Source organism: Sporosarcina cascadiensis (assembly GCF_009650995.1).
Classification (GTDB): domain Bacteria; phylum Bacillota; class Bacilli; order Bacillales_A; family Planococcaceae; genus Sporosarcina; species Sporosarcina cascadiensis.
Map to the genome: position 1 here is coordinate 18,898 of NZ_WHVV01000019.1, position 20,814 is coordinate 39,711.

20 protein-coding genes are annotated in these 20,814 nt (G+C 45.9%); all 20 read right to left on the reverse strand.

The window, feature by feature from the left end; translation table 11 throughout:
• Position 1: 1 nt before the first annotated feature.
• Positions 2-487: a spore cortex biosynthesis protein YabQ gene (gene yabQ, locus GDZ68_RS15675; RefSeq protein WP_153723252.1), complete on the reverse strand. Its 486-nt coding sequence runs from the start codon at positions 485-487 to the stop codon at positions 2-4.
• Entirely contained in the window at positions 484-780 is a 297-nt protein-coding gene (gene yabP / locus GDZ68_RS15680) for a sporulation protein YabP (protein WP_153723253.1), read from the reverse strand. Before yabP ends, yabQ begins: the two co-directional genes overlap by 4 nt.
• Positions 781-985: 205 nt before the next feature.
• On the reverse strand, positions 986-1,276 hold the full coding sequence (locus GDZ68_RS15685; protein WP_153723254.1) for an RNA-binding S4 domain-containing protein: 291 nt from the start codon (positions 1,274-1,276) through the stop codon (positions 986-988).
• Positions 1,273-2,733, reverse strand: a complete 1,461-nt coding sequence (gene yabN, locus GDZ68_RS15690) for a bifunctional methyltransferase/pyrophosphohydrolase YabN (RefSeq protein WP_153723255.1) — start codon at positions 2,731-2,733, stop codon at positions 1,273-1,275. Before yabN ends, GDZ68_RS15685 begins: the two co-directional genes overlap by 4 nt.
• Positions 2,734-2,738: 5 nt before the next feature.
• On the reverse strand, positions 2,739-4,331 hold the full coding sequence (locus GDZ68_RS15695; RefSeq protein ID WP_153723256.1) for a putative polysaccharide biosynthesis protein: 1,593 nt from the start codon (positions 4,329-4,331) through the stop codon (positions 2,739-2,741).
• 54 nt (positions 4,332-4,385) lie between these two features.
• Positions 4,386-4,979 carry a sporulation membrane protein YtaF gene (gene ytaF, locus GDZ68_RS15700; protein ID WP_153723257.1) on the reverse strand — a complete coding sequence of 198 codons (594 nt, stop codon included), beginning with the start codon at positions 4,977-4,979 and terminating at the stop codon, positions 4,386-4,388.
• A gap of 142 nt (positions 4,980-5,121) precedes the next feature.
• Complete coding sequence (locus tag GDZ68_RS15705) at positions 5,122-6,324, reverse strand: NAD(P)-dependent malic enzyme (protein ID WP_153723258.1); 1,203 nt, start codon at positions 6,322-6,324, stop codon at positions 5,122-5,124.
• A gap of 1,097 nt (positions 6,325-7,421) precedes the next feature.
• The gene (spoVT, locus tag GDZ68_RS15710) at positions 7,422-7,958 is read right to left on the reverse strand and encodes a stage V sporulation protein T (protein WP_153723259.1); all 537 of its coding nucleotides are present in this window, start codon (positions 7,956-7,958) and stop codon (positions 7,422-7,424) included.
• A gap of 101 nt (positions 7,959-8,059) precedes the next feature.
• Positions 8,060-11,575 carry a transcription-repair coupling factor gene (gene mfd / locus GDZ68_RS15715; RefSeq protein WP_153723260.1) on the reverse strand — a complete coding sequence of 1,172 codons (3,516 nt, stop codon included), beginning with the start codon at positions 11,573-11,575 and terminating at the stop codon, positions 8,060-8,062.
• Between the two features lie 117 nt (positions 11,576-11,692).
• Positions 11,693-11,920: an anti-sigma-F factor Fin gene (locus GDZ68_RS15720; protein WP_153723261.1), complete on the reverse strand. Its 228-nt coding sequence runs from the start codon at positions 11,918-11,920 to the stop codon at positions 11,693-11,695.
• Positions 11,921-11,973: 53 nt separating this feature from the next.
• Entirely contained in the window at positions 11,974-12,537 is a 564-nt protein-coding gene (pth, locus tag GDZ68_RS15725) for an aminoacyl-tRNA hydrolase (protein ID WP_153723262.1), read from the reverse strand.
• A gap of 83 nt (positions 12,538-12,620) precedes the next feature.
• Positions 12,621-13,247 (reverse strand): 50S ribosomal protein L25/general stress protein Ctc, encoded by a 627-nt coding sequence (locus GDZ68_RS15730; protein ID WP_194841203.1) that lies wholly within the window; start codon positions 13,245-13,247, stop codon positions 12,621-12,623.
• An 81-nt stretch (positions 13,248-13,328) separates the two neighbouring features.
• Positions 13,329-14,288 carry a ribose-phosphate diphosphokinase gene (locus GDZ68_RS15735; RefSeq protein ID WP_153723264.1) on the reverse strand — a complete coding sequence of 320 codons (960 nt, stop codon included), beginning with the start codon at positions 14,286-14,288 and terminating at the stop codon, positions 13,329-13,331.
• 27 nt (positions 14,289-14,315) lie between these two features.
• On the reverse strand, positions 14,316-15,674 hold the full coding sequence (glmU, locus tag GDZ68_RS15740; RefSeq protein WP_153723265.1) for a bifunctional UDP-N-acetylglucosamine diphosphorylase/glucosamine-1-phosphate N-acetyltransferase GlmU: 1,359 nt from the start codon (positions 15,672-15,674) through the stop codon (positions 14,316-14,318).
• Positions 15,675-15,946: 272 nt separating this feature from the next.
• A complete protein-coding gene (spoVG, locus tag GDZ68_RS15745) occupies positions 15,947-16,222 on the reverse strand; it encodes a septation regulator SpoVG (RefSeq protein ID WP_153723266.1) in 276 nt (91 codons plus the stop codon).
• A gap of 842 nt (positions 16,223-17,064) precedes the next feature.
• Entirely contained in the window at positions 17,065-17,439 is a 375-nt protein-coding gene (locus tag GDZ68_RS15750) for a RidA family protein (RefSeq protein WP_153723267.1), read from the reverse strand.
• Complete coding sequence (gene purR, locus GDZ68_RS15755) at positions 17,427-18,269, reverse strand: pur operon repressor (RefSeq protein ID WP_153723268.1); 843 nt, start codon at positions 18,267-18,269, stop codon at positions 17,427-17,429. The genes GDZ68_RS15750 and purR overlap by 13 nt, the downstream gene beginning before the upstream one ends.
• A gap of 57 nt (positions 18,270-18,326) precedes the next feature.
• Positions 18,327-19,193: a 4-(cytidine 5'-diphospho)-2-C-methyl-D-erythritol kinase gene (ispE, locus tag GDZ68_RS15760; RefSeq protein ID WP_153723269.1), complete on the reverse strand. Its 867-nt coding sequence runs from the start codon at positions 19,191-19,193 to the stop codon at positions 18,327-18,329.
• Between the two features lie 156 nt (positions 19,194-19,349).
• The gene (locus GDZ68_RS15765) at positions 19,350-19,523 is read right to left on the reverse strand and encodes a small, acid-soluble spore protein, alpha/beta type (protein WP_153723270.1); all 174 of its coding nucleotides are present in this window, start codon (positions 19,521-19,523) and stop codon (positions 19,350-19,352) included.
• 986 nt (positions 19,524-20,509) lie between these two features.
• Complete coding sequence (veg, locus tag GDZ68_RS15770) at positions 20,510-20,776, reverse strand: biofilm formation stimulator Veg (RefSeq protein WP_081243506.1); 267 nt, start codon at positions 20,774-20,776, stop codon at positions 20,510-20,512.
• Positions 20,777-20,814 lie beyond the last annotated feature (38 nt).

The following is a 20,814-nucleotide window of genomic DNA, read 5'->3' on the forward strand; positions in this document are numbered from 1 at the left end:
TCTATTGTTCTCTATTATATAGCACTCTACCTTTTTTTTGAAGGAATTTCCCGGTCTTCTTAGCAAATCGGACAGCCGGCCAGCTGACAAATGTCAGAATGGAGATCAAAGCTTGGACGATTCGCTGAATGATAAAGATGACCAAGCGGATGAAATACCAAACAGGACGGATGACCAACAGCAGTATCAGTCTTCCGGCAAACCGGAACGGATAATGAAATAACGCCGCATACAGCAGCATGCCGCTGACCTGCGCAATAGGGTCGTACATCCGCCAGGCCCCTTCACGTACGATCAGCAAAACCCAAAATGCACCGATCCCGAGCAGCACCCAGATGACCAATTCAAACCAGAATGCCCGCCTGCGGATCCAGGATCGTTTATCACAGGCAGCAATGACTGTGCCGAATAAATCCATGACGGCTCCCGCCAGGATTCCTGCTCCAATCATTGCGAGTAAGCTGAAGAATTGGACGGATAGACTCATCCGAATAATTTATGGAGAAAGTTTCTTGAACCGGCTTCTTCTTCATCGTACTGCAAGGTCTGAACAGAGCCTTCGAGTGTCAGCAAGCCCTTGTCCACATCCAAATGTACAATGCGCAATTCCTCCCCGCGGATTTGCAGCATTCCCTGCGAAGTACGTACGAGAAATTCCTCTTGGTCGAACCGGTCAATTGTTTTTACAGACGTGAGATCCATTCTTTTGCGATTGCGCATGGTCACTACATGATCTCCTGTTGGAATGGTATACGTAGAACTGTCAGTTTGAATTTGCATATGCGTCCCCCTTTTCTAGTGCGTTCCCCATATCATATGCAGCGGGCTGGGCAAACATTACAAAAGGTTTAGAAGGTTGAAACCGGGTTACAGTATGGGATTTGCGCTTCAGCCGGTACGCTTTCCGGAGGGTCCTCCTGCCAATCTTTTACCTGCAAACTAAAAAGACAGCCAAAACACAGCTGTCTCCTGCTTCAATGCCTATTCAATCCTCATCATCCACAAACTCGGGATCCACTTTGTCCAGGCGCTCTTCGCTGACGATGGTGTACATGCCTGCTGCGTCTTCTTTTTTCGTTGAGGCTTTTAGTTCATTAACGGTTGCGGTCACAATCTTCTGGCCGAAACGAATCGCCAGCTCGTCACCCGGTTTTACATCTGAAGCCGCTTTTGCCACTTTTCCGTTGATGGTAATCCGTCCTTGGTCTGCCACTTGTTTCGCTAATGTACGGCGCTTGATCAAGCGGGATACTTTTAGAAATTTATCCAGTCTCATGTAGTTTCTTCCTCTCGTTTGGCCTGCTGCCAGAATTCTTCTAACTGTTCCAATGTGTAATCGGAAAATCCGCCGCTTCCTTGCCGGACACTTTGCTCAACATATTGAAAACGGGATTTGAATTTTTCATTGGCGTGCCACATGGCTTCTTCAGGTGAAATTTTCAGGAATCTGGCAATGTTGACGATTGTAAACAGGACATCGCCCAGCTCATCAAGCTGACGGTCTTTATCGCCGTTCTCCACTTCTGCCTGAAACTCTTTCCACTCCTCTTCGAACTTCGCAAAAGCCCCTTCCCTGTCAGGCCAGTCAAAGCCGACTCTGGCAGCCGCTTTTTGATAATTGAACGAAGTCAGCAAAGAGGAAGCGTAACGTGCCTGATCTTCCAACAAAGAATCAAGCTGCGGCTTTTCCTGTTCTTTGATTGCCTGCCAATTCGTCAGTACTTCTTCCGTTGTATCTGCTTCTGTCTGTCCGAAAACATGAGGATGACGGCGAATCATCTTGGAACCGATCGATTCAAGCACGTCTTCCATGGAAAAGTATCCGCTGTCCTCTCCAATCTGCGCATGCAGAAAGACTTGCAGCAACACGTCTCCGAGCTCTTCAATAATCGCTTCATCGTCTTCCTCGTCAATCGCCTGAATTAATTCATACGATTCTTCAATCAAATAGCGTTTCAGCGTCTCGTGGGTCTGTTCACGATCCCACGGACAGCCGTCAGGCGCGCGCAGAGCCGCAATAATCTCTCTGAATGAACTCCACTCTTTCAGACGCTGCTCACGCTTTACAAGTGGCGGTACGTAGATCGTCGTAAGATTATTCAGCGCAACGGCGCGGTCCAGTTCAAACAGCGGCACGGCAGTCAGTTTCTCATCTGCAGAACCGGCAGCTGTCACAATGGTCACCACGTGCTCGTCAGGATACTTTTCCATCAGCGACAGTTTGACGTCAGACGCAACGAAGGCATCATATACTTGTCCCACTAACACATGCTGGTCCATTCGAATATCGTCGCGCTTTACATCAGTGCCGTCGAGCAGCTGGAAGCCTTCAATCGGATCAATGCGCAAAGCAGTGAAAATGGGATCCAAAAAGCTGCTGCCGCCTGCTATCTGCAGTTCAACCTCGCCAGCCTGCTCTTTTTCAATCAACAACTGCACCGTTCTCTCCGCCACAAGCGGATGGCCCGGCACTGCATACGTAACCGGCTGCTCTGCACTCATTTCAAGCAGCTTTTCGACAATTGTCTGATAGACATCTTCAAATGAATCATTCGCTTCATAGACTGCATCAAAACTTTCCATTTGCAGACCTTCTGCGCGCAGTTCGCCTACAACAGGATGCTCTTCAGTTCTGATGACCAGATGTTCGGCCTTCTGTAATAAACGGTAAGTGCCGAGCGTCAATTGCTCCAAGTCGCCTGCACCCAGTCCGATCACTGTAATTTTCTTCACATGCTTCACCTTCTATTTTTAGTCAGCCATAATTGTACTGCAGCCAGCCGTTTTCCGAAAGGCAGCAAGTACCATTCTCTTTCCTTCATTATACGTGATTTCAATACGACGAACAGGAATATGATTGCTCCGATCGTAACGGACGTCATAGCTGTCATGGTTGCTTGCAAGCGTGAAGGCAGCCAATCAAACAGCCAAATATCTGAAAGCAGCATCCAAGGAATCAGCACCGCCGCCATTGCACCCGCCGCACCCAGCAGCACCGTGTAAAATCGTCTCGGGGCCAGGGAGAATCTCCAATAGCGCTTAAAATAGATCACTAATAAAATGGCCACTGCTGCAAAAGCCGCAGCTCCCGAGATTGCAGCGCCTTCAATCCCATACTGCCGGACTAGGTATGGAGTCGACGCTGATTTGATGACGACACCGATCAGCATCAATAACAACGGCCCCCGTACTTTTCCGCTTCCCTGCAAAATGGCGGTCAGCGGCAGGATGATCGACAGCCATAAGATTTGGATACAGAATATGATGAGCGCTGCAGAGCCCGTCCGTGTTTCAAACAGCATTTCATTGACGTAAGGAAGCACTAGCGCAAGTCCTACCGTAGCGGCCCAGCCGAATAAAATCGATGTGCGAAACGTCAGACTGATGAAAGGAAGCGCACTATTTCCGTCTTTTTTCGCAGCATGATGAGCAATCAAAGGGACGAGGGCGAGCGCTAATATAGAAGCCAATAAAATCCCCATTTGCGCAAGGGGCTGACCCCGGTCGTACACACCTTTCATTGCCATTGCTGTCTCGCTCGCAATTCCTGTTTCAACAAGTGCATTATAAATTGTAAACGAGTCGATCAGCTGGAAAACGAGCAATATCAGGGAACTGGCACTGACGCTGATACTAAGCGTTGTCAGGTCCTTCACCACATGCCACGGTTTCACGAAAACCAATGGCGCCCTCTCCCGCCGCAAAAAGAACCAGGTTAGAATACATACACCCGCCGCTTCTCCGGCAACCGCTGCCCACATCGTAATCTCCCCTATTTTATAAAGAGAAGTCCCGGCCTTTACCGCAATCCACGTCCCCGCCAGAACGATGACCACCCGCAGCAGCTGCTCTGATACATTTGAAATCGCCACGGGTATCATCCGGCCTTCCGACTGGAAAGTTCCTTTGAGCACAGCAAGAAACGGCAGCACTAAAACAATATACGCGCCCGCCTGCAATACAGGGGCTAACGCAATATCACCCATTACTTCTGCAAAAAAAGCCGAGCCTGCACGCAGCAGCAGGAAAATCATTCCTGACACAATAAGCAGATAGGCAAGGGATATACGCAAGATTCCGCGTGATTCACCCGGCCCTTTGCTTTCTGCCAGCATTTTCGATACCGCCACCGCAAAACCCGATGATGTCCAGACAATGAAAATCCCGATGAACGGATAGACTTGCTGATAAATATAGAACCCTTTATCTCCCACCAGATTCTGAAAAGGCACTCGATAGACTGCGCTCAGTACTTTGACAATAATTGCTGCAATCGTCAAAATGGACGCACCTTTCATAAACGACTTCATATTCCATTTAGTCAATGCCATACATGTGCCTCTTTCATTCGATAATGGTTACTAGTATACCATTTACCCGAGCTGTTAGAAGAGACGGGTGCATGCGATCAGTAATATGATAACACCGCTCATGAACGTGCCAAATTGTCCGACAGTCATCCTGCCGATCCGCAAGCCTGACAGTTTCACTCCTAATGCGACGCCTATCCAAAGAGTTAGATAGCTCCCGGCAGCTGCCGAAAGGGCGATAGCGAGCGCTGACAGTTCCAGAAGCCCTGCCCCGATGCCATTCGTCAGTGCATTGGCAGACAGCGCCACCCCCAACAACAGTGCCTCACCAAGACTAATATGGGATGAACCGTCAAAATCCATCTTTTCCGGTTCATTCAGCACACCATTATTCCTTTTCTTCTGTTGTGAAAGCGCAATTACCATAATCCGCAGCCCGATGACGCTCAAAACGGCAAATGCGATTAGATCCGGCAGTATCCCCGGTAGTAATTCCGCCAGCCAGACACCCGATACAATCCCCAGCAAACTGAAAACAAAACAAATTACTGCAATCAGCAAATTAGATAATGCAGGGATTCGCACCCGCTGGACACCGTATGAAAGTCCAACTCCAAAGTTATCTATACTTGATGAAATCGCGAAGCCTGCGATAAGCAGCCAAGTCATTGTATATCCCTCCAGACTATAGGTTTTATCTTACTATACGTACAGAGGGAAGACAGCGTGTGTGCGTGCAGCAGAGAATACCTCTGCACATAAAAAAACCAATCTTTCATAAATAGTGAAAGATTGGTCGGTATACTCAGTTTTAACGGGTGGGAAGTATGATTTCTTTAGCTACTGACACGTTCGTGCGCATTGCCGCCTTACCTACTTCATGCGCTACAATTGAAGCCACACGATCATCAAATGGATCAGGGATTATATAATCTTCACGTAAATCTTCTTCTCTAATCAATCCCGCGATTGCGTAAGTTGCCGCAAGCTTCATCTCTTCGTTAATTTCCGTTGCTCTGACATCAAGCGCGCCTCGGAAAATCCCCGGGAATGCCAAGACATTATTTACCTGGTTCGGATAATCGGAACGTCCTGTCGCGATTACGCGGACACCGTATTCTTCAGCCAGTTCAGGTTTCATTTCAGGAATTGGGTTAGCAAGACCAAAAACGATCGGATCAGTATTCATGCTCGCAACTAATTCCTTCGTCAGTAAGTTTGCTACGGAAACACCTACAAATATGTCTGCACCTTTCATCGCTTGCTCTAATGAACCTTCGATTTTGTTACGGTTGGTAATGCGTGACATCTCATGCTTCACACTATTCATGGAGTAATCTCTGCCTTCAAAGATAATCCCTTTAGAATCACACATGATAATGTTTTCAAAGCCCATGCTAAGCAATAGTTTTGTAATAGCTACACCTGCTGCGCCCGCACCGTTCAAAACGATTTTCACTTCATTGGCTTTTTTGCCGACCAGTTTCAATGCATTGATCAATCCAGCACCGACAACAATTGCCGTACCGTGCTGATCATCGTGGAAAATCGGGATATTACATTCTTCGCGTAATCTTTTTTCGATTTCAAAACAGCGCGGAGCGGAGATGTCTTCCAAGTTGATTGCACCGAACGTCGGGCTCATCGCTTTGACTATATTGACAATTTCGTCCGGGTCCTTCGTATCCAGACAAATCGGGAATGCATCAATTCCTGCGAACTGCTTCAGCAATAAAGCTTTTCCTTCCATGACAGGCAAAGCTGCTTCAGGACCGATGTCCCCGAGACCCAGTACAGCAGTTCCATCTGTTACAACCGCCACCAGATTCCCTTTAATTGTATATTCATATGCAAGTGACGGATCTTGTGCAATTTCTACACAGGGTTCAGCAACTCCTGGTGAATACGCCAAACTTAAATCCTCTTTATTTTCCAAGGGCACTTTTGAAACAGTTTCCATTTTTCCGTTGTGGATTTGATGCATGTGTAAAGAAGATTTGTATTGCCTGTTCATAAATATCTCTCTCCCTGTCCTGTTAAATAGTTGGTGGTTCTTGTTGTTAGTGATTATAAACGCATTGACAAAGCAAATACAAGGGGGAATATTCTATCAACTCTAAAAATTGAAAATCGGAAAGCGGTTACATTGCCTTTGTCAAGGCCTTTCTGACAGATGAAAATTTTTTAAAAAAAGTTTTGACTTTTGCTTAATTTCGTAGTATGTGAAATCCTTCACTTTTGATTTGGCTTATGTGAATATTTTCACGTATCACCCATGTGAAAAGCTTCACTTAATCATTTCTGTCATGTGAAATTTATCACATGAGTAGTATGTGAAATTTTTCACCTTATATAGAAGGAAAAATATTCGCTTTTTGGTTAGAAGTTGTCCAATCCTCGGCAAGAACGGAGAAAATCGAAATAAATTAAAGTTCTGTACTAAAAACGTGTGCTTGACTATCCATTTCATCAGCAGTCTGAGATTTGATTGTGAATATAGGGTTATGCGGAAAGAGACCGTTTCCCTGCGTTCCAGGCGGACGCGTTCCGGAGGGCCCTCGGTGAGCCAACTGGTCGCTTCGCTCCCTTTAGTTGTCTCATCCTATCAGGCTGATCCTCCCGGAGTCGCCGCCTTCCACTCCGGTACACTGGCTGGTGTTTCAATACTTTTTGTGTGAGTAGCGGTATGAGCATAATGTCTGAGACTCTTACGATAGGTGTGGTGTTTCATGCAATACTTAGTATTCTACAAAGGCTCAGACTCTTATGATCAATGCGTTTACAAAGTCGAGAAACGAAAACCATACCACCTAAATTTACACTTTGCAAAAAGCAACATAACATACATTCCCCACACCAGCGTAGGCGCAACTGCGGGGTCGGCCGTTGCTGTGAGACTGCTGGCATGCTCTTCGCCAGTAGGCTCATAGCGTAAGGCAATCCCCCAGCGCCGAAGCGGCTTCAAACTGCAAATTCACACCGTATTTAAGCTTCCTTCAAAGTCGAGTAACGAAACCTGCACATACTAACTCCACAAACAAAAAACTCACAATCCCATTACTCTGGACTGTGAGTTTTCCGATAAAAATTTGACACAATAACCGCATCTGTTTAATTTTCCATCTGCTTTGCTAAGAAATTCGCTGCAGTTTCAGCTGCTTTTTGTTCCACTTCCCCAACAAAATGAACTTTGGACAATAAATAGACTGCACCAATTGCATCTCCATTCGTCACAATCGGCGCCATACAATAGGATTTAATCTGTTCCACCTGTCCAGGCACCCATTCCACTGACTTTTCATGCTTTTCTACAATAACCGTCCTGTCGTTCAGCAGCTCTTCACAAGATGCTGACAACTGACGGTTGACATAGTCCTTTTTCGACAGACCCGCCACCGCCAGCATCTCATCACGATCACTGATCAAAGCAGGCGTTCCAAGCGTTTCATACAGAGTTTCTGCATATTCCACTGCAAATTCGCCAAGCTCTGATATAGGTGAGTACTTTTTTAGAATGACTTCCCCTTCTCGATCGGTGAATATCTCTAAAGGGTCTCCTTCACGAATTCGGAGTGTCCTCCTGATTTCTTTTGGGATGACCACTCTGCCTAAGTCATCAATTCTGCGGACAATACCCGTTGCCTTCATGTATAATGCCTCACTTTCTCGAAATGAAATGTATTTCTGAGAGTAGTATGCATCATCATTGGTCATTTTATGCAATGAAGGATTTCCGCGGAATCTGCTGATCAATCTTCTTTTGCCGTCTCCTGCATGGTGTGCACCATATCCTCAATCATGTCAAACTCCGTAAATTGATTCGACTTCTTCTCGTTCACAGTCACGATAATCTGGCCGTTTTCAAGAGTCAGTCCAACAGCATGGCCAAATTTTAATGAATGCTCCATAAGCTTGGCGCCGTCTGCGCGTGCAGTTCCTTCTACAGTCAGCCTAATTTCCACCATATTCTGCTGCTTTTTAATAGATTCTACACCAGCCGTGCGCCCCCATGCTTTCATTCGACCGACACGCAGCAATAAATCTGCTTCAAGCGGCATATCGCCGAACCGGTCGATCATCTCATCGACCAATTCCACATAATCCTCATCGTTCTCAATCGCTTTTACACGTTTATACATTTGAATTTTTTGATAGCCGTCCCGAATATACGTTTCAGGAAGATAAGCATTGATCGGCAGGGAAATTTCGACATCGGTCTTCTCTTCCTTGGCAACGCCCGTCTGCCGTTCCTCGATCGCTTCCTGCAGCAATTGAGAATACAGATCAAACCCAACCGAATCAATAAAGCCATGCTGCTGTGAACCCAGCAAGTTTCCGGCACCCCGAATGGATAAATCACGCATCGCAATTTTAAAGCCCGAACCAAGCTCTGTGAACTCTTTGATTGCCTGGAGACGGTTTTCCGCCACTTCCGTCAGCACTTTATCGCGCTGATAGAGCATATAGCTGTAAGCTACACGATTTGAACGCCCGACACGTCCCCGCAACTGATAGAGCTGCGACAGACCCATACGGTCGGCATCGTGGACTATCAGTGTGTTGACGTTCGGAATATCGATTCCTGTCTCAATGATTGTTGTGGTGACGAGCACATCATATTCCCCTTCAAGAAAGCTCATGATCACCGCTTCCAGTGCAGCTTCTCCCATACGGCCGTGTGCGGATGCAATACGCGCTTCCGGTACAAGCTCACGGATTTCCTCAACTTTTCGATCCATATCTTCTACGCGGTTATACAAATAAAATACCTGCCCGCCGCGGCCCATCTCCCGTTCAATCGCTTCCCGCACCAATCCGCCGTTGTGCTCCATAACATAGGTCTGGACCGGGAAACGGTTGGCAGGCGGTGTTTCGATGACAGACAGATCACGCACGCCGACCATCGACATATGCAATGTCCGCGGAATCGGTGTAGCCGTCAATGTCAGTACATCGACATTATTTTTCAGCTGTTTCAATTTCTCTTTATGCGTCACGCCAAAGCGCTGCTCTTCGTCAACTACCAGCAGCCCTAGATCTGAGTAGATTACATCTTTTGAAAGCAATCGGTGCGTGCCGATGACGATGTCGACCGTTCCCGCTTTTAATCCCTTAATTGTTTCGTCTTGCTCTTTCTTCGTACGAAATCGGTTCAGCAAGGATACAGTCACCGGATAATCCGCAAAACGTTCTTTCATTGTTTCATAATGTTGTTGCGCTAAAATGGTTGTCGGCACTAAAAAGGCTACCTGCTTGCCGTTGGTAACTGCTTTAAATGCTGCCCGGATCGCCACTTCGGTCTTTCCATAGCCTACGTCCCCGCATAGCAGCCGGTCCATCGGGCGTTCTCTTTCCATGTCTTTCTTAATTTCACCGATCGACTGCAGCTGGTCTGCTGTTTCATCATACGGGAAAGCATTTTCAAACGAGCGCTGTAAATCATCATCTTCACTGAAAGCAAAGCCCTTTTCCGCTTCCCGTTTGGCATACAGCTTGATCAAATCATCCGCTATATCCTGGATGGCAGCTGTGACTTTACGTTTCGTCTTCGTCCATTCTGCGCCGCCAAGCTTATGCAGCTTCGGTTCTTTCTCTCCTGAAGCAACATACTTCTGAATCAAATCAATCTGATCGGCAGGTACGAATAATTTATCTTCCCCGCGATAGCGTATATCTAGGTAATCTTTTTGCAGACCGCCCACTTCGAGCGTCACGACACCATAATATTTCCCGATTCCGTGATGGACATGGACAATATAATCACCTGGTTTAATTTCCGAATAACTTTTGATCCGTTCCGCATTTGTAATTTTAGGCGGACGGGCTTTGCGCTTGGGCTTGCCCGTGAACAATTCAGTGTCTGTGATGACCGCGAGCTTTTGAAACGGCAATTCGAAACCAGCTGTCAGCTCACCTTCAATAATCGACAGCGTTCCCTCTTTAGTCGGCGAGCCATTAAACACGGCTTCTATATCATATTCCCGCAAAATTTCTTGAATTTGCTTCATGCGTTCATCTGAAGACGCGAGAAGGAAGACATTGAAATTCTCTTTCTTCCAGCGCTCAATCTCATTCTTTACTAAAGGCATCTGACCGTGAAACTGCTGCATTGGCTTGCAGGAAATCGCTAGTGTTTTTTTGATGGTGAAACCGGGCACCGTACGCGTGAATAAAGACAGATACAGCCTAAGCTGATGAATTTCGGTCAGCACATGCTCATATTTCCATGCCAGCTTCGTGTCATGCAGCATTTTGCCGTCTTCAAGCATCGCCAGCTGGTATTCCTGCTCTTCCGCTTCCAACGTGGCAACCGACTCTTGAATCCGTCCTAATTCGTCAAATACAATCAGGCCGTCTGAAGGAAAATAATCCGTCAGCATAGCGCTTGCTTCAGATGAAAATGAGGCATACTTTTTCATCGTATCCGGGACAATTCCGTCTTTCATGAGACCGATGTCTTCCATAATGGCCGTCAGCAGTTGCTGCTGCAGCTCTTCACTTTTGATTCGTGTCAGACTGTCACCCAGTGCCTGCTCGACATTACGGGATACTTGCAGCAGTTCTTCCTGCGACCAAATGAACTCCGTCGCAGGCAGCAGTGTAATAGTATCCAGCTTGCCTGTCGAACGCTGATCTTCAGCTGAAAACGTACGAATTGAATCGATCGTTGCATCAAACAGCTCGATTCGCACGGGTTCCTGCATCGTCAGCGGATAAATATCCAGAATCCCCCCGCGCGATGCAAATTCACCTGGCGCACTGACCAAGTCTTGACGTATATAGCCCATCGAAACAAGTTTCTCAAGCCAAATGCCGACATCAATCTCTTCATCCGTTTTTACCGTGATGTAATTTGACAGCCACCGCTCTTTTGACGGCAGCAATTTTCGGAGGCCCGCCACAGGAGTGATATAAATCCCGCTGCCTGTGCGCGCCATATGATCCAGTGTCTCAATGCGGCCCGCCCGCAGCTCATAGCTTGCGAATGAAAAATCCGCAGCGACCAGCTCTTCCGCCGTATACAGATGGACATGATCTTCATCTGTCATCTTGATTAGATCCTCATACGTGCGCTGTGCCTGAAGCATGTTTGGCGAGACGATTAAGACCGGCCGCTTCAATGACTGCTGGATCACTTTAAAGAAGATAGCTTTAGATCCTCCGGAGAGCCCGGTAACCAACTGCTGATCTTGTCCAGTCTGCAAATCACTCAACAGACCTTGAATCTCTTTTTCTTCTAAAAATAGCTGATCTAGTACTTCCAATCGAATAATCCTCTCTATATATCAATTATGACTTGTCTGCCAAGTCTAGTTTTCTCTTTCATAACAGAAAGCTTTATGCACAAAAAGCTTTGGCTGTAAGCGCCAAAGCAACTGTTACTATTGTAACCATTTTTTTAAGGTGTAATAGGCCGGAAACGACTTCAGCGATTGTTCACAGTGTTCGCAAATACAGCGTATATGCAGACCCCCGTCATGATCGACGGACAACATAGATTGTTTCTCTTCTTTTTCCAGCTTCTCAATCTGGCTGAGGGTTTCCTTCGCTGCTTCAAATGGAATCGAACCTATTTCCGTGTGACAGTGATTGCAAGAATAACGGATCACGTACTCTTCACCTTCCTTTTACAAAGTATAGGCAAAGAATTCATATGTTATGCTTATCCGTTAAATTTATTCATCACTTCAAGAAAAGGTGTCTCCTTGCTCCAAGCTTCACAAGCATCTGCACTTTTCTGGACGGCTTCTTCCATTAGCGGCAGTTCCTCTTTAGTAAAAGGAGCCAATACATAGTCTGAAACTTTCATGCCGCCTGTCGGACGGTCTACACCTATGCGGATCCGGTTAAATTCTGAAGTCCCTAAATGTGCAATCAATGACTTCATTCCATTATGACCGCCCGCGCTTCCTTTCTGACGCAAACGGATTTTACCTGCCGGCAGATCCAAGTCATCATAAAGGACAGCAAGTTCTTCATCATCGACTTCAAAGTAGTCAGCCAGCGGGCGCACACATTCTCCTGACAAGTTCATATACGTCATCGGTTTTACTAGGATTACTTTCCCCTGTGCCGTATGAACAGTCGTATAGTGCCCATTGAACTTTTGCTGGAAAGGCGGTGCCTCCAGGCGTTTTGCCAACTCATCAATTACTTGAAAACCAATATTATGACGCGTCTTCTCATACGCTTTTCCGGGATTTCCGAGTCCAATAAATAATCTCATTTGCTTCTCTTCCTTTTCTGAGCGATCGATATATGCATAGAAAAGGAGCGCACGTTACAAACTCCGTGCGCCCATTTCATTACTTATTCTGCTGCTTTATCTTCACCAATTACTTCTGGTTCTGCTTCTGCTTCAGTTGTTTCATCCAGCGCTTCCATCTCTGCCTCTGTGCGAGGTGCAGAAATCGTGACCAGTGCTGTTTCATCTTCATTCAGAATTTCGAACTTCACTTTGTCGCGAATATCGCTGACAAGTATAGTATCTCCGATCTGAAGTTCTGAAACGTCTATGTCAATGCCATCAGGAATATCAGACGGCTTTACACGAATAGACAATTCCCACAGCGGCTGCTGAACTGTCCCGCCTTCTTTTTCACCCGGTGATTGGCCAACCAGGTTGATCGCAGCTTCAACTTCTAGCTCTTCTGTCATATTGATTGCCAAAAAGTCAGCGTGCGTAATATTTCCTTTAAGTACGTCAGATTGATAATCACTTAACACGACATTTACATCGTTGCCGTCTACGTTCAATTTGATAACACCGTTTCTTCCTGTTTCGCGGAGCGTATCAATTAAGTCGCGCTCCTTAACGGAGATCGGTGTGCTTTCTGTCTTGTAACCATAGACTACGGAAGGAATCCATCCGTCACTTCGTAAGTGCTTCAGTGTTGTTTTGTCAGTTTCTCTTAAGTTCGACTGCATTGTGCTCATTTGTATAGTCACCTTTCCTTTGAAAAAGTTTTTTCTAACTCTTGAAACATTCAATACCAGACGACATCAGGTAACTTGTCATCAATCAAATAGCGTGCTTACAGACTTGTTCTCAAACACCCGAATAATTGCAGATGCCAATAAAGGCGCAATTGACAGCTGTTTGATTTTCGGAGATTGTTTATCTTCCGGCAATTTAATGGAATTCGTAATAACTAATTCCTTAATCTGCGAGTTGTTTATCCGTTCAATTGCGGGACCGGATAATACAGGATGTGAACAACAAGCATACACTTCTTTCGCTCCGCTTTCAATTAACGCGCTCGCTGCAATGGTAATTGTACCGGCAGTATCAATGATATCATCGATTAGAATTGCAGTTTTCCCTTCTACATTTCCGACAATATTCATGACTTCTGCCACGTTGGGACGCGGACGGCGTTTATCGATAATCGCAATCGGCGCTTTCATGCGGTCCGCCATTTTACGCGCTCTTGTAACGCCTCCATGATCAGGCGATACGATGACAAGATCATCACCTGCTAAACCTAGGCCCTGGAAATATTCCGTCAAGATCGGTTCAGCAATTAAGTGGTCGATCGGAATATCAAAGAAACCTTGGATTTGAGGGGCGTGTAAATCTACCGCGATTACACGGTCTGCACCTGCTTTTTCCAATAAATTCGCAATTAATTTCGCCGTGATCGGTTCACGTGAACTCGCTTTGCGGTCTTGGCGTGCATAGCCGTAATACGGCATAACCACATTAATTGTGCGCGCAGAAGCACGCATCAGTGCATCCAGCATGATGAGGAGTTCCATCAAGTTATCATTTACCGGGTTGGAAGTAGACTGAATAACAAATACTTCACAGCCACGAATGCTTTCTTCAATATTGATCTGGATTTCTCCATCACTAAAGCGTTTGACTGAGCATTTTCCTAATGGAAGTCCGACTTGTTCTGCTACTTCTTTTGCCAGTGGTTCATTCGCAGTTAACGAAAAGATTTTCAGTTTATTGTTTGGATAATGATTTGCCATGATGGCCCTCCTGTTAGTTGGGTAAGATTAGTTTTTTACGTATCCCTCTTTATTCTCTTGGCGAACACGCGCAATTGCAAGTGAATTTTCTGGAACATTTTTTGTAATAGTGGATCCGGCGGCTACAAGAGCATTTTTCCCTATTGTCACAGGGGCTACTAAATTGGCGTTGCATCCAATAAATGCGTTGTCCTGTATTTCGGTTTTATGCTTATTCTTGCCATCATAATTGACTGTGATGGTACCGCAGCCGACGTTTACATTCGTACCGATTTCTGCGTCTCCGATATAGCTCAAATGAGATACTTTACTGTGATCGCCGAGCTGAGACTTTTTCACTTCAACAAAGTTCCCGACCTTTACGTGATTGCCCAATTGGGAATCAGGACGTAAATGTGCGAACGGACCGACAGCGGTATTTGAGCCTACCCGGCTGTCCAGTACAACAGAAGAGTGGACTGTCGTGTGATCGCCCACTGTACTGTTCTGCAAATGACTGTTGGGTCCGATAATACAATGCGTGCCGATTTTTGTCGGTCCTTCAATCATCACGCCCGGCTGAATGACTGTGTCGCGGCCGATTTGTGCATCCACACTGATCACAGTCTGTTCCGGATTAATGATCGTTACACCATTGCGCATATGTTTTTCTGCGATCAGGTGACGCATTTCTTTTTCTGCCCGGGCAAGCGCTACACGGTCGTTGACACCCAATGTTTCGTGAAAGTTCGGTGTCGTGTATGCCGAGATGCGCTGTCCTTTAGATTTCAGAATGCCGATGACATCCGGAAGATAGTATTCACCTTGGGCATTTTCATTGTTCACTTGTTTCAGTGTTTCGAATAATGCACGATTATCAAAGCAATACGTACCTGTGTTGATTTCGGTTACTTTGCGTTCTTCATCATTTGTATCCTTATGTTCGACGTTTCGCAATACGTCACCATTCTCTGCGCGGATGATCCGGCCATAGCCTGCCGGGTCATCTGCGTTTGCAGTAAGTATTGTAGCTTTTGCTTCCGACTCATGATGATGGGCAAGTAACGCCTTCATTGTTTCGCTGCTGATCAGCGGCGTATCCCCGCAGACGACAAGCGTTGTACCGTCAAGATTGCCAAGTACCTCTTCCGCCTGCTGCACCGCGTGTGCTGTGCCGAGCTGTTCTTCCTGCAGCGCGTATTCACTTTTATTTCCTAATGACTGCTCTACCATTTCTGCACCGTGACCAACAATGGTAACGATTCGGTCTGCATCCAAATGGCGAATATGATCGATAACATGCTCTACCATCGGTTTACCGCAGACCGGGTGAAGCACTTTATATAAATCCGACTTCATACGAGTCCCTTGTCCTGCTGCCAGGACGATAGCATATGTGTTTGTCATCTGCCGGCCCCCATCCTTAATTCAATATTGACTATATAGGAAGTGATAGGGTTTTTCAAGCATACTCCCTTGACAATTGCAGAACTATCTTTTATCATTATTAATCTTTTTGCGGATTTTGCAGTACTCCGCTAAATCACTAACCCAAACTAACAGGAATGTCTTGTTTATACCCTTTCATCATATAATGAAACCAAAAGGCCATCTACTCGAATAGACGGCCTTCTGGCTGATTCAATCATATGAGAACGCTTTCTTTTGTTTCAATTAGTTTAAAGCGCAACTTCCTCAAGCTCCCCAACTCGATGATAAGCTGCCAAGACTGATTCTTGTACTTTTGTTCTCGCATCAGAATTGATTGGATGCGCTACATCGCGGAATTCCCCGTCTGGCGTGCGTTTGCTCGGCATCGCCACAAATAATCCGTCATTCCCCTCGATGACCCGGATGTCATGGATGACAAATTGATCGTTCAGCGTAATGGAAGCAATCGCTCTCATTCTGCCTTCTGTGTCTACTTTGCGTAATCTCACATCTGTAATCTCCATTTTCCCCACTCCCTTGTTGTCAGTTATTCACAATGTATATATTCTAGATAGAATGGAAAATTTCCTCTTTTTACCCAGAATTTTTGTGTTGATTCTATAATACTAGTTTTTCACTCAGATTAAAATAGAATTTTTGTGAATTTTTAAATTCTATTTCGGCTCTTCACCAAAACATGTGCTTGATAATCAATTTAATGAGCAGTTTGAGATGGGATTGCGCAGAATAGGATAGTAAATGGGTGGATACCGTTTCCCTGCGTTCCAGGCGGACGCTTTCTGGAGGGCCCGCGGTGAGCCATCTTGGTCGCAAGTTGGCTCACCTGTCGGGCTGATCCTCCCAGAGTCGCCGCCTTCCACTCCGGTACACTGGCTGGTTTTTCAGGAATTTTTATATGAATAGCAGTCATGAGCATGCTATTTGAGTTTATTACGTAAGGTGTGGCGTTTCATGCAATACTTAGCATTCTGCAAAGGCTTAGATTCTTGTGTTGAATGCATTGCAAAATCGAGAAGCGGGAACACCACCAACTAAATCCACACTCTGCAAAAAAGCAACATGTTATACTTTCCCCACATCAGCGAAGGCGCAACTGCGGGGTAGGCCGTTGCTGTGAGACTGCTGGCATGTTCTTCGCCAGTAGGCTCACAGCGTAAGGCAATCCCCCAGCGCCGAAGCGGGTTTAAACTGCAGCATGATTTTCGCAATACATACATTACAAGTTGGCAAGAACAGATTTTGGTGCAGACCCTCTATTTCTGTTGCATAAGAAAGTTTCCTTTTAATAAAAAAACAGTTCCCATGTCTGTGTTAGAAATAGGAACCGCCTGTTTGACTGTTGAGATTATTTACAAAGCGCAATTACTTCGATTTCAACGCGTACGTCTTTTGGAAGACGTGCGACTTCCACTGTGGAACGTGCCGGTTTGTGGTCACCGAAATGCTCTGCATATACTTCATTTAATTCAGCAAACTCATTCATATCCTGGATGAATACAGTTGCTTTGATTACTTGCTGCAGGCTTGATCCCGCTTCTTCGAGAATCTTGTTAAGATTGGCAAACACTTGGTTTGTCTGGTCTTTAATTCCGCCTTCTACAAGTTCACCCGCTGCGTTCAATGGAATTGCTCCTGATGTATAGACCATTCCGTTTACTTTCACTGCTTGAGAATATGGGCCAATCGCCTGTGGTGCCTGTTCTGTTTTTACATATTCCATTTCTCATTACCGCCTTTCGAAAAATAGTTTCCTTCTTCTAGCTCGATCTTTCTGTGTTTCTCGTCCACTGCGTGCAGTTTAATCAGAGACAGATAGTCATCCACCAAAATCTCTTCGGGATGTTCCGCCTCTACGAGCACTGCAACCCCGCCAAGCTCACAATTAAACTCTGATAGTAAGCTTTTCATGCCATGAATGGTTCCGCCAACTTTCATGAAATCATCCGTCAGCAGCACTTTCTGGCCGCTTTGCATGCTTCGCTTCGACAGTACCATCGTTTGAATCCGGCGTGCAGAACCTGACACATAATTAATACTGACCGTGGAACCTTCTGTTACTCTGCTGTCACGCCTTACAACAATCACCGGGACATTCAAATGCCGGGCAATCGCATGCGCGATAGGAATCCCTTTCGTAGCCACTGTCATGATGGCATCAATGCCTGCATCAAAAAACGCAGTAGCAATCACCTTGCCGATTCGATCGAGAAACTTTGGATTGCCGAGCAGATCTGTCATATACAGATAACCGCCTGGAAGCAGACGGTCAGACTGGGCCAGCTCTTCCATTAACGAATCAATCACTTGCTGTATTTCTTCTTTGCTTGCCAAAGGAATATATTTAATACCGCCTGCTGCACCGGATATGGTCACTAACCGCCCCGTACCGCTCTCTTCAAATGTTTCTTTTAAGATGCCTAAATCTTCACTGATGGAGGATTTGGCTGCAGCGTATCTAGTAGAAAAATACGTCAAAGAAATGAGTGTGTGCGGATTTTCCAGCAAATGGCGCGTCATGTCGACTAGCCTTTCACTTCTTTTCCACTTCATAAATACCGACTCCTAAATCCGAATGAATTATAAGTACATTATCATAATCGTACGGAATTAATCAACTGTCACACGTTCACCCAACATTCGTACAGCATGAACGTCCTGGCAAAATCCTTTGAGCGCATTAACAATTCTCGGTACGCGTGATTCATGCTTGACCAGGCCAAACACCGTTGGGCCGCTGCCGCTCATCAGCACAGCATCTGCGCCGAAACGCTCCATTTGCTCTTTCAGCACCACTACATCCCGATGCAGATTCATTGTGACAGGCTCGAGTACATTACCTAAAGATGAACACACTTTTTCGTAATCACCTTCCTGTAAGGCTTCCATCATCGTCTTCGTTTGCGGATGTTTGATAGACGCCAGATCAAGCTGTCCATAGATATTTCCGGTAGACACACCGATTACCGGTTTCGCCAGGATGACCCAGCAATTCGGAGGTGGCGGCAAATGAGTGATTTTCTCGCCGCGTCCCTGGGCAATCGCTGTGCCGCCATAAACACAAAATGAAACGTCTGAACCAATTTCCGCGCCGAGCACCGCCAGCTCGTCCAGTGACAGTCCGAGTTTCCACAGTCGATTCAGACCGCGCAATGCAGCAGCCGCGTCTGAACTGCCGCCGGCAAGCCCTGCGGCAATCGGAATATTCTTGTCCAGCGTAATCTCCACGCCTTCATTTATTCGAAAACGTTTCCGCAATAAGTCCGCTGCCTGATACGCCAGGTTTTTCCGGTCATTCGGCACAAAACGATGAGATGACTTAATCGTAATGCTGCGGTCCCGTGTAGGACGCAGCCAAATACGGTCAGCCAGATCGACAGTTGTCATAATCATTTCAACTTCATGATATCCATCCGGCCGTTTATTCAGCACATCTAACGTTAAATTGATTTTTGCAGGCGCCTTTTCGTAAATCATGATAAAAGCTCCCTCCCCACAGCATGTTCTTGCTCATTATATTACCACACAATAGATAGAACGTAGGAGGAATAAACGAAAAAAGAACTGTAAAGCGCATTTCGCGTTTACAGTTCCTTTTGTCAGCCTTTATTGGATTGTCCGTGACATTGGAAGTTACTTTTTCTCCTCTGCCTGCCTGCTTGCCATTTCAATTGCACGTTTCACCATATTGCCTGCATCACGTGATCGAATACCGCCCCAGCCTTCCCGCTGCACTGTCTCATAAAAGCCCAATTCTTTCGCGATTTCTATTTTCAATTGTTCTGACATGACACCTTTTCTGGCCATTCGGTTTTCCTCCTTTGGCTGACATGTGTAGCATGTGGTATATGGGAGGAATTATTCTTTCTTTTTATAGATAAGACTTGTATATTATGTACGCTTGACGCATTGCAAAATGAAATTAACTAAAGTTATGCACGATAAGGTGCCGGCACAAAAAACTTTCATGAATGGTAAAGGCTCTTCACTAAAACATGTGCTTGGTAGTCTATTCCATGGATTTGACTTGTGCAGTATAGAATAGTAAATGGGTGGATACCGTTTCCCTGCGTTCCAGGCGGACGCGTGTCTTGCGGGCCCGCGGTGAGCCAAGCGAACAGCGAAGGGTTCGCTTTGCCGTATTTCTGCGTCCTTTGCAGAAATTAAGGCAATACAGGGTTCCTTCTACATGCTAATTTCGCTTCGCTCCCGCAAGTTGTCTCACCTGTCGGGCTGATCCTCCCAGAGTCGCCTAAAACCAGTGCTCCTAACGCTGCGCTTTTACTCGCAAAAGCCGTTCTTCGTGACGGCTTTCACTCCGGTACACTGGCTGGTTTTTCAGGAATTATTATATGAATGACAGTCATGAGCATGCTATTTGAGTTTATTACGTAAGGTGTGGTGTTTCATGCAATACTTAACATTCTGCAAAGGCTAAGATTCTTGTGTTGAATGCATTTGCAAAGTCGAGAAACGGGAACACCACCAACTAAATCCACACTCTGCAAAAAAGCAACATGTTATACTTTCCCCATATCAGCGAAGGCGCAACTGCGGGGTAGGCCGTTGCTATGAGCCAACTGGCGTGTTCTTCGCCAGTTGGCTCATAGCGTAAGGCAATCCCCCAGCGCCGAAGCGGGTTTAAACTGCAGCATGATCTTCGCAATACATACATGACAAGTTGTCAAACCGATCGTGATACAGACCGTGTACAAGTTACTTTTCCAAAACAAAAAATCCGCCAGAACATTCCAGGCGGATTTACTAGGAAATAAATTAAAATTGCTTGGTAATTATTTGATGATAAAGGCCGTTTGATCTGAACCATCAAGAATTGTTATTTCAACCGCTTCGGTCAAAATATCTGCATAGCTGTAAGAAACTCTTTCAAACGCATTGTCATCCTGGTCTAACTCAACTACAAAAACCGCACGATACGTATCGCGCAATACTCCAGCATGTTCGATCGTCTTTTTACGACCGCCGTTCGCTTTTAGGTGGAGACGTTTTCCTAAATGAGCGTCCAGTGACTTTTTAATGTCTGCTAATGTTTTTGGCATGTTGCTTACACCTCACTAACTACTAGCATAACATTTCT

Coding starts and splice junctions, on each gene's coding strand:
- yabQ (WP_153723252.1), bottom strand. CDS start 487: ATGAGTCTATCCGTCCAATTCTTCAGCTTACTCGCAATGATTGGAGCA.
- yabP (WP_153723253.1), bottom strand. CDS start 780: ATGCAAATTCAAACTGACAGTTCTACGTATACCATTCCAACAGGAGAT.
- GDZ68_RS15685 (WP_153723254.1), bottom strand. CDS start 1,276: ATGAGACTGGATAAATTTCTAAAAGTATCCCGCTTGATCAAGCGCCGT.
- GDZ68_RS15695 (WP_153723256.1), bottom strand. CDS start 4,331: ATGGCATTGACTAAATGGAATATGAAGTCGTTTATGAAAGGTGCGTCC.
- ytaF (WP_153723257.1), bottom strand. CDS start 4,979: ATGACTTGGCTGCTTATCGCAGGCTTCGCGATTTCATCAAGTATAGAT.
- GDZ68_RS15705 (WP_153723258.1), bottom strand. CDS start 6,324: ATGAACAGGCAATACAAATCTTCTTTACACATGCATCAAATCCACAAC.
- spoVT (WP_153723259.1), bottom strand. CDS start 7,958: ATGAAGGCAACGGGTATTGTCCGCAGAATTGATGACTTAGGCAGAGTG.
- pth (WP_153723262.1), bottom strand. CDS start 12,537: ATGAGATTATTTATTGGACTCGGAAATCCCGGAAAAGCGTATGAGAAG.
- GDZ68_RS15730 (WP_194841203.1), bottom strand. CDS start 13,247: ATGAGCACAATGCAGTCGAACTTAAGAGAAACTGACAAAACAACACTG.
- GDZ68_RS15735 (WP_153723264.1), bottom strand. CDS start 14,288: ATGGCAAATCATTATCCAAACAATAAACTGAAAATCTTTTCGTTAACT.
- glmU (WP_153723265.1), bottom strand. CDS start 15,674: ATGACAAACACATATGCTATCGTCCTGGCAGCAGGACAAGGGACTCGT.
- spoVG (WP_153723266.1), bottom strand. CDS start 16,222: ATGGAGATTACAGATGTGAGATTACGCAAAGTAGACACAGAAGGCAGA.
- GDZ68_RS15750 (WP_153723267.1), bottom strand. CDS start 17,439: ATGGAATATGTAAAAACAGAACAGGCACCACAGGCGATTGGCCCATAT.
- purR (WP_153723268.1), bottom strand. CDS start 18,269: ATGAAGTGGAAAAGAAGTGAAAGGCTAGTCGACATGACGCGCCATTTG.
- ispE (WP_153723269.1), bottom strand. CDS start 19,193: ATGATTTACGAAAAGGCGCCTGCAAAAATCAATTTAACGTTAGATGTG.
- GDZ68_RS15765 (WP_153723270.1), bottom strand. CDS start 19,523: ATGGCCAGAAAAGGTGTCATGTCAGAACAATTGAAAATAGAAATCGCG.
- veg (WP_081243506.1), bottom strand. CDS start 20,776: ATGCCAAAAACATTAGCAGACATTAAAAAGTCACTGGACGCTCATTTA.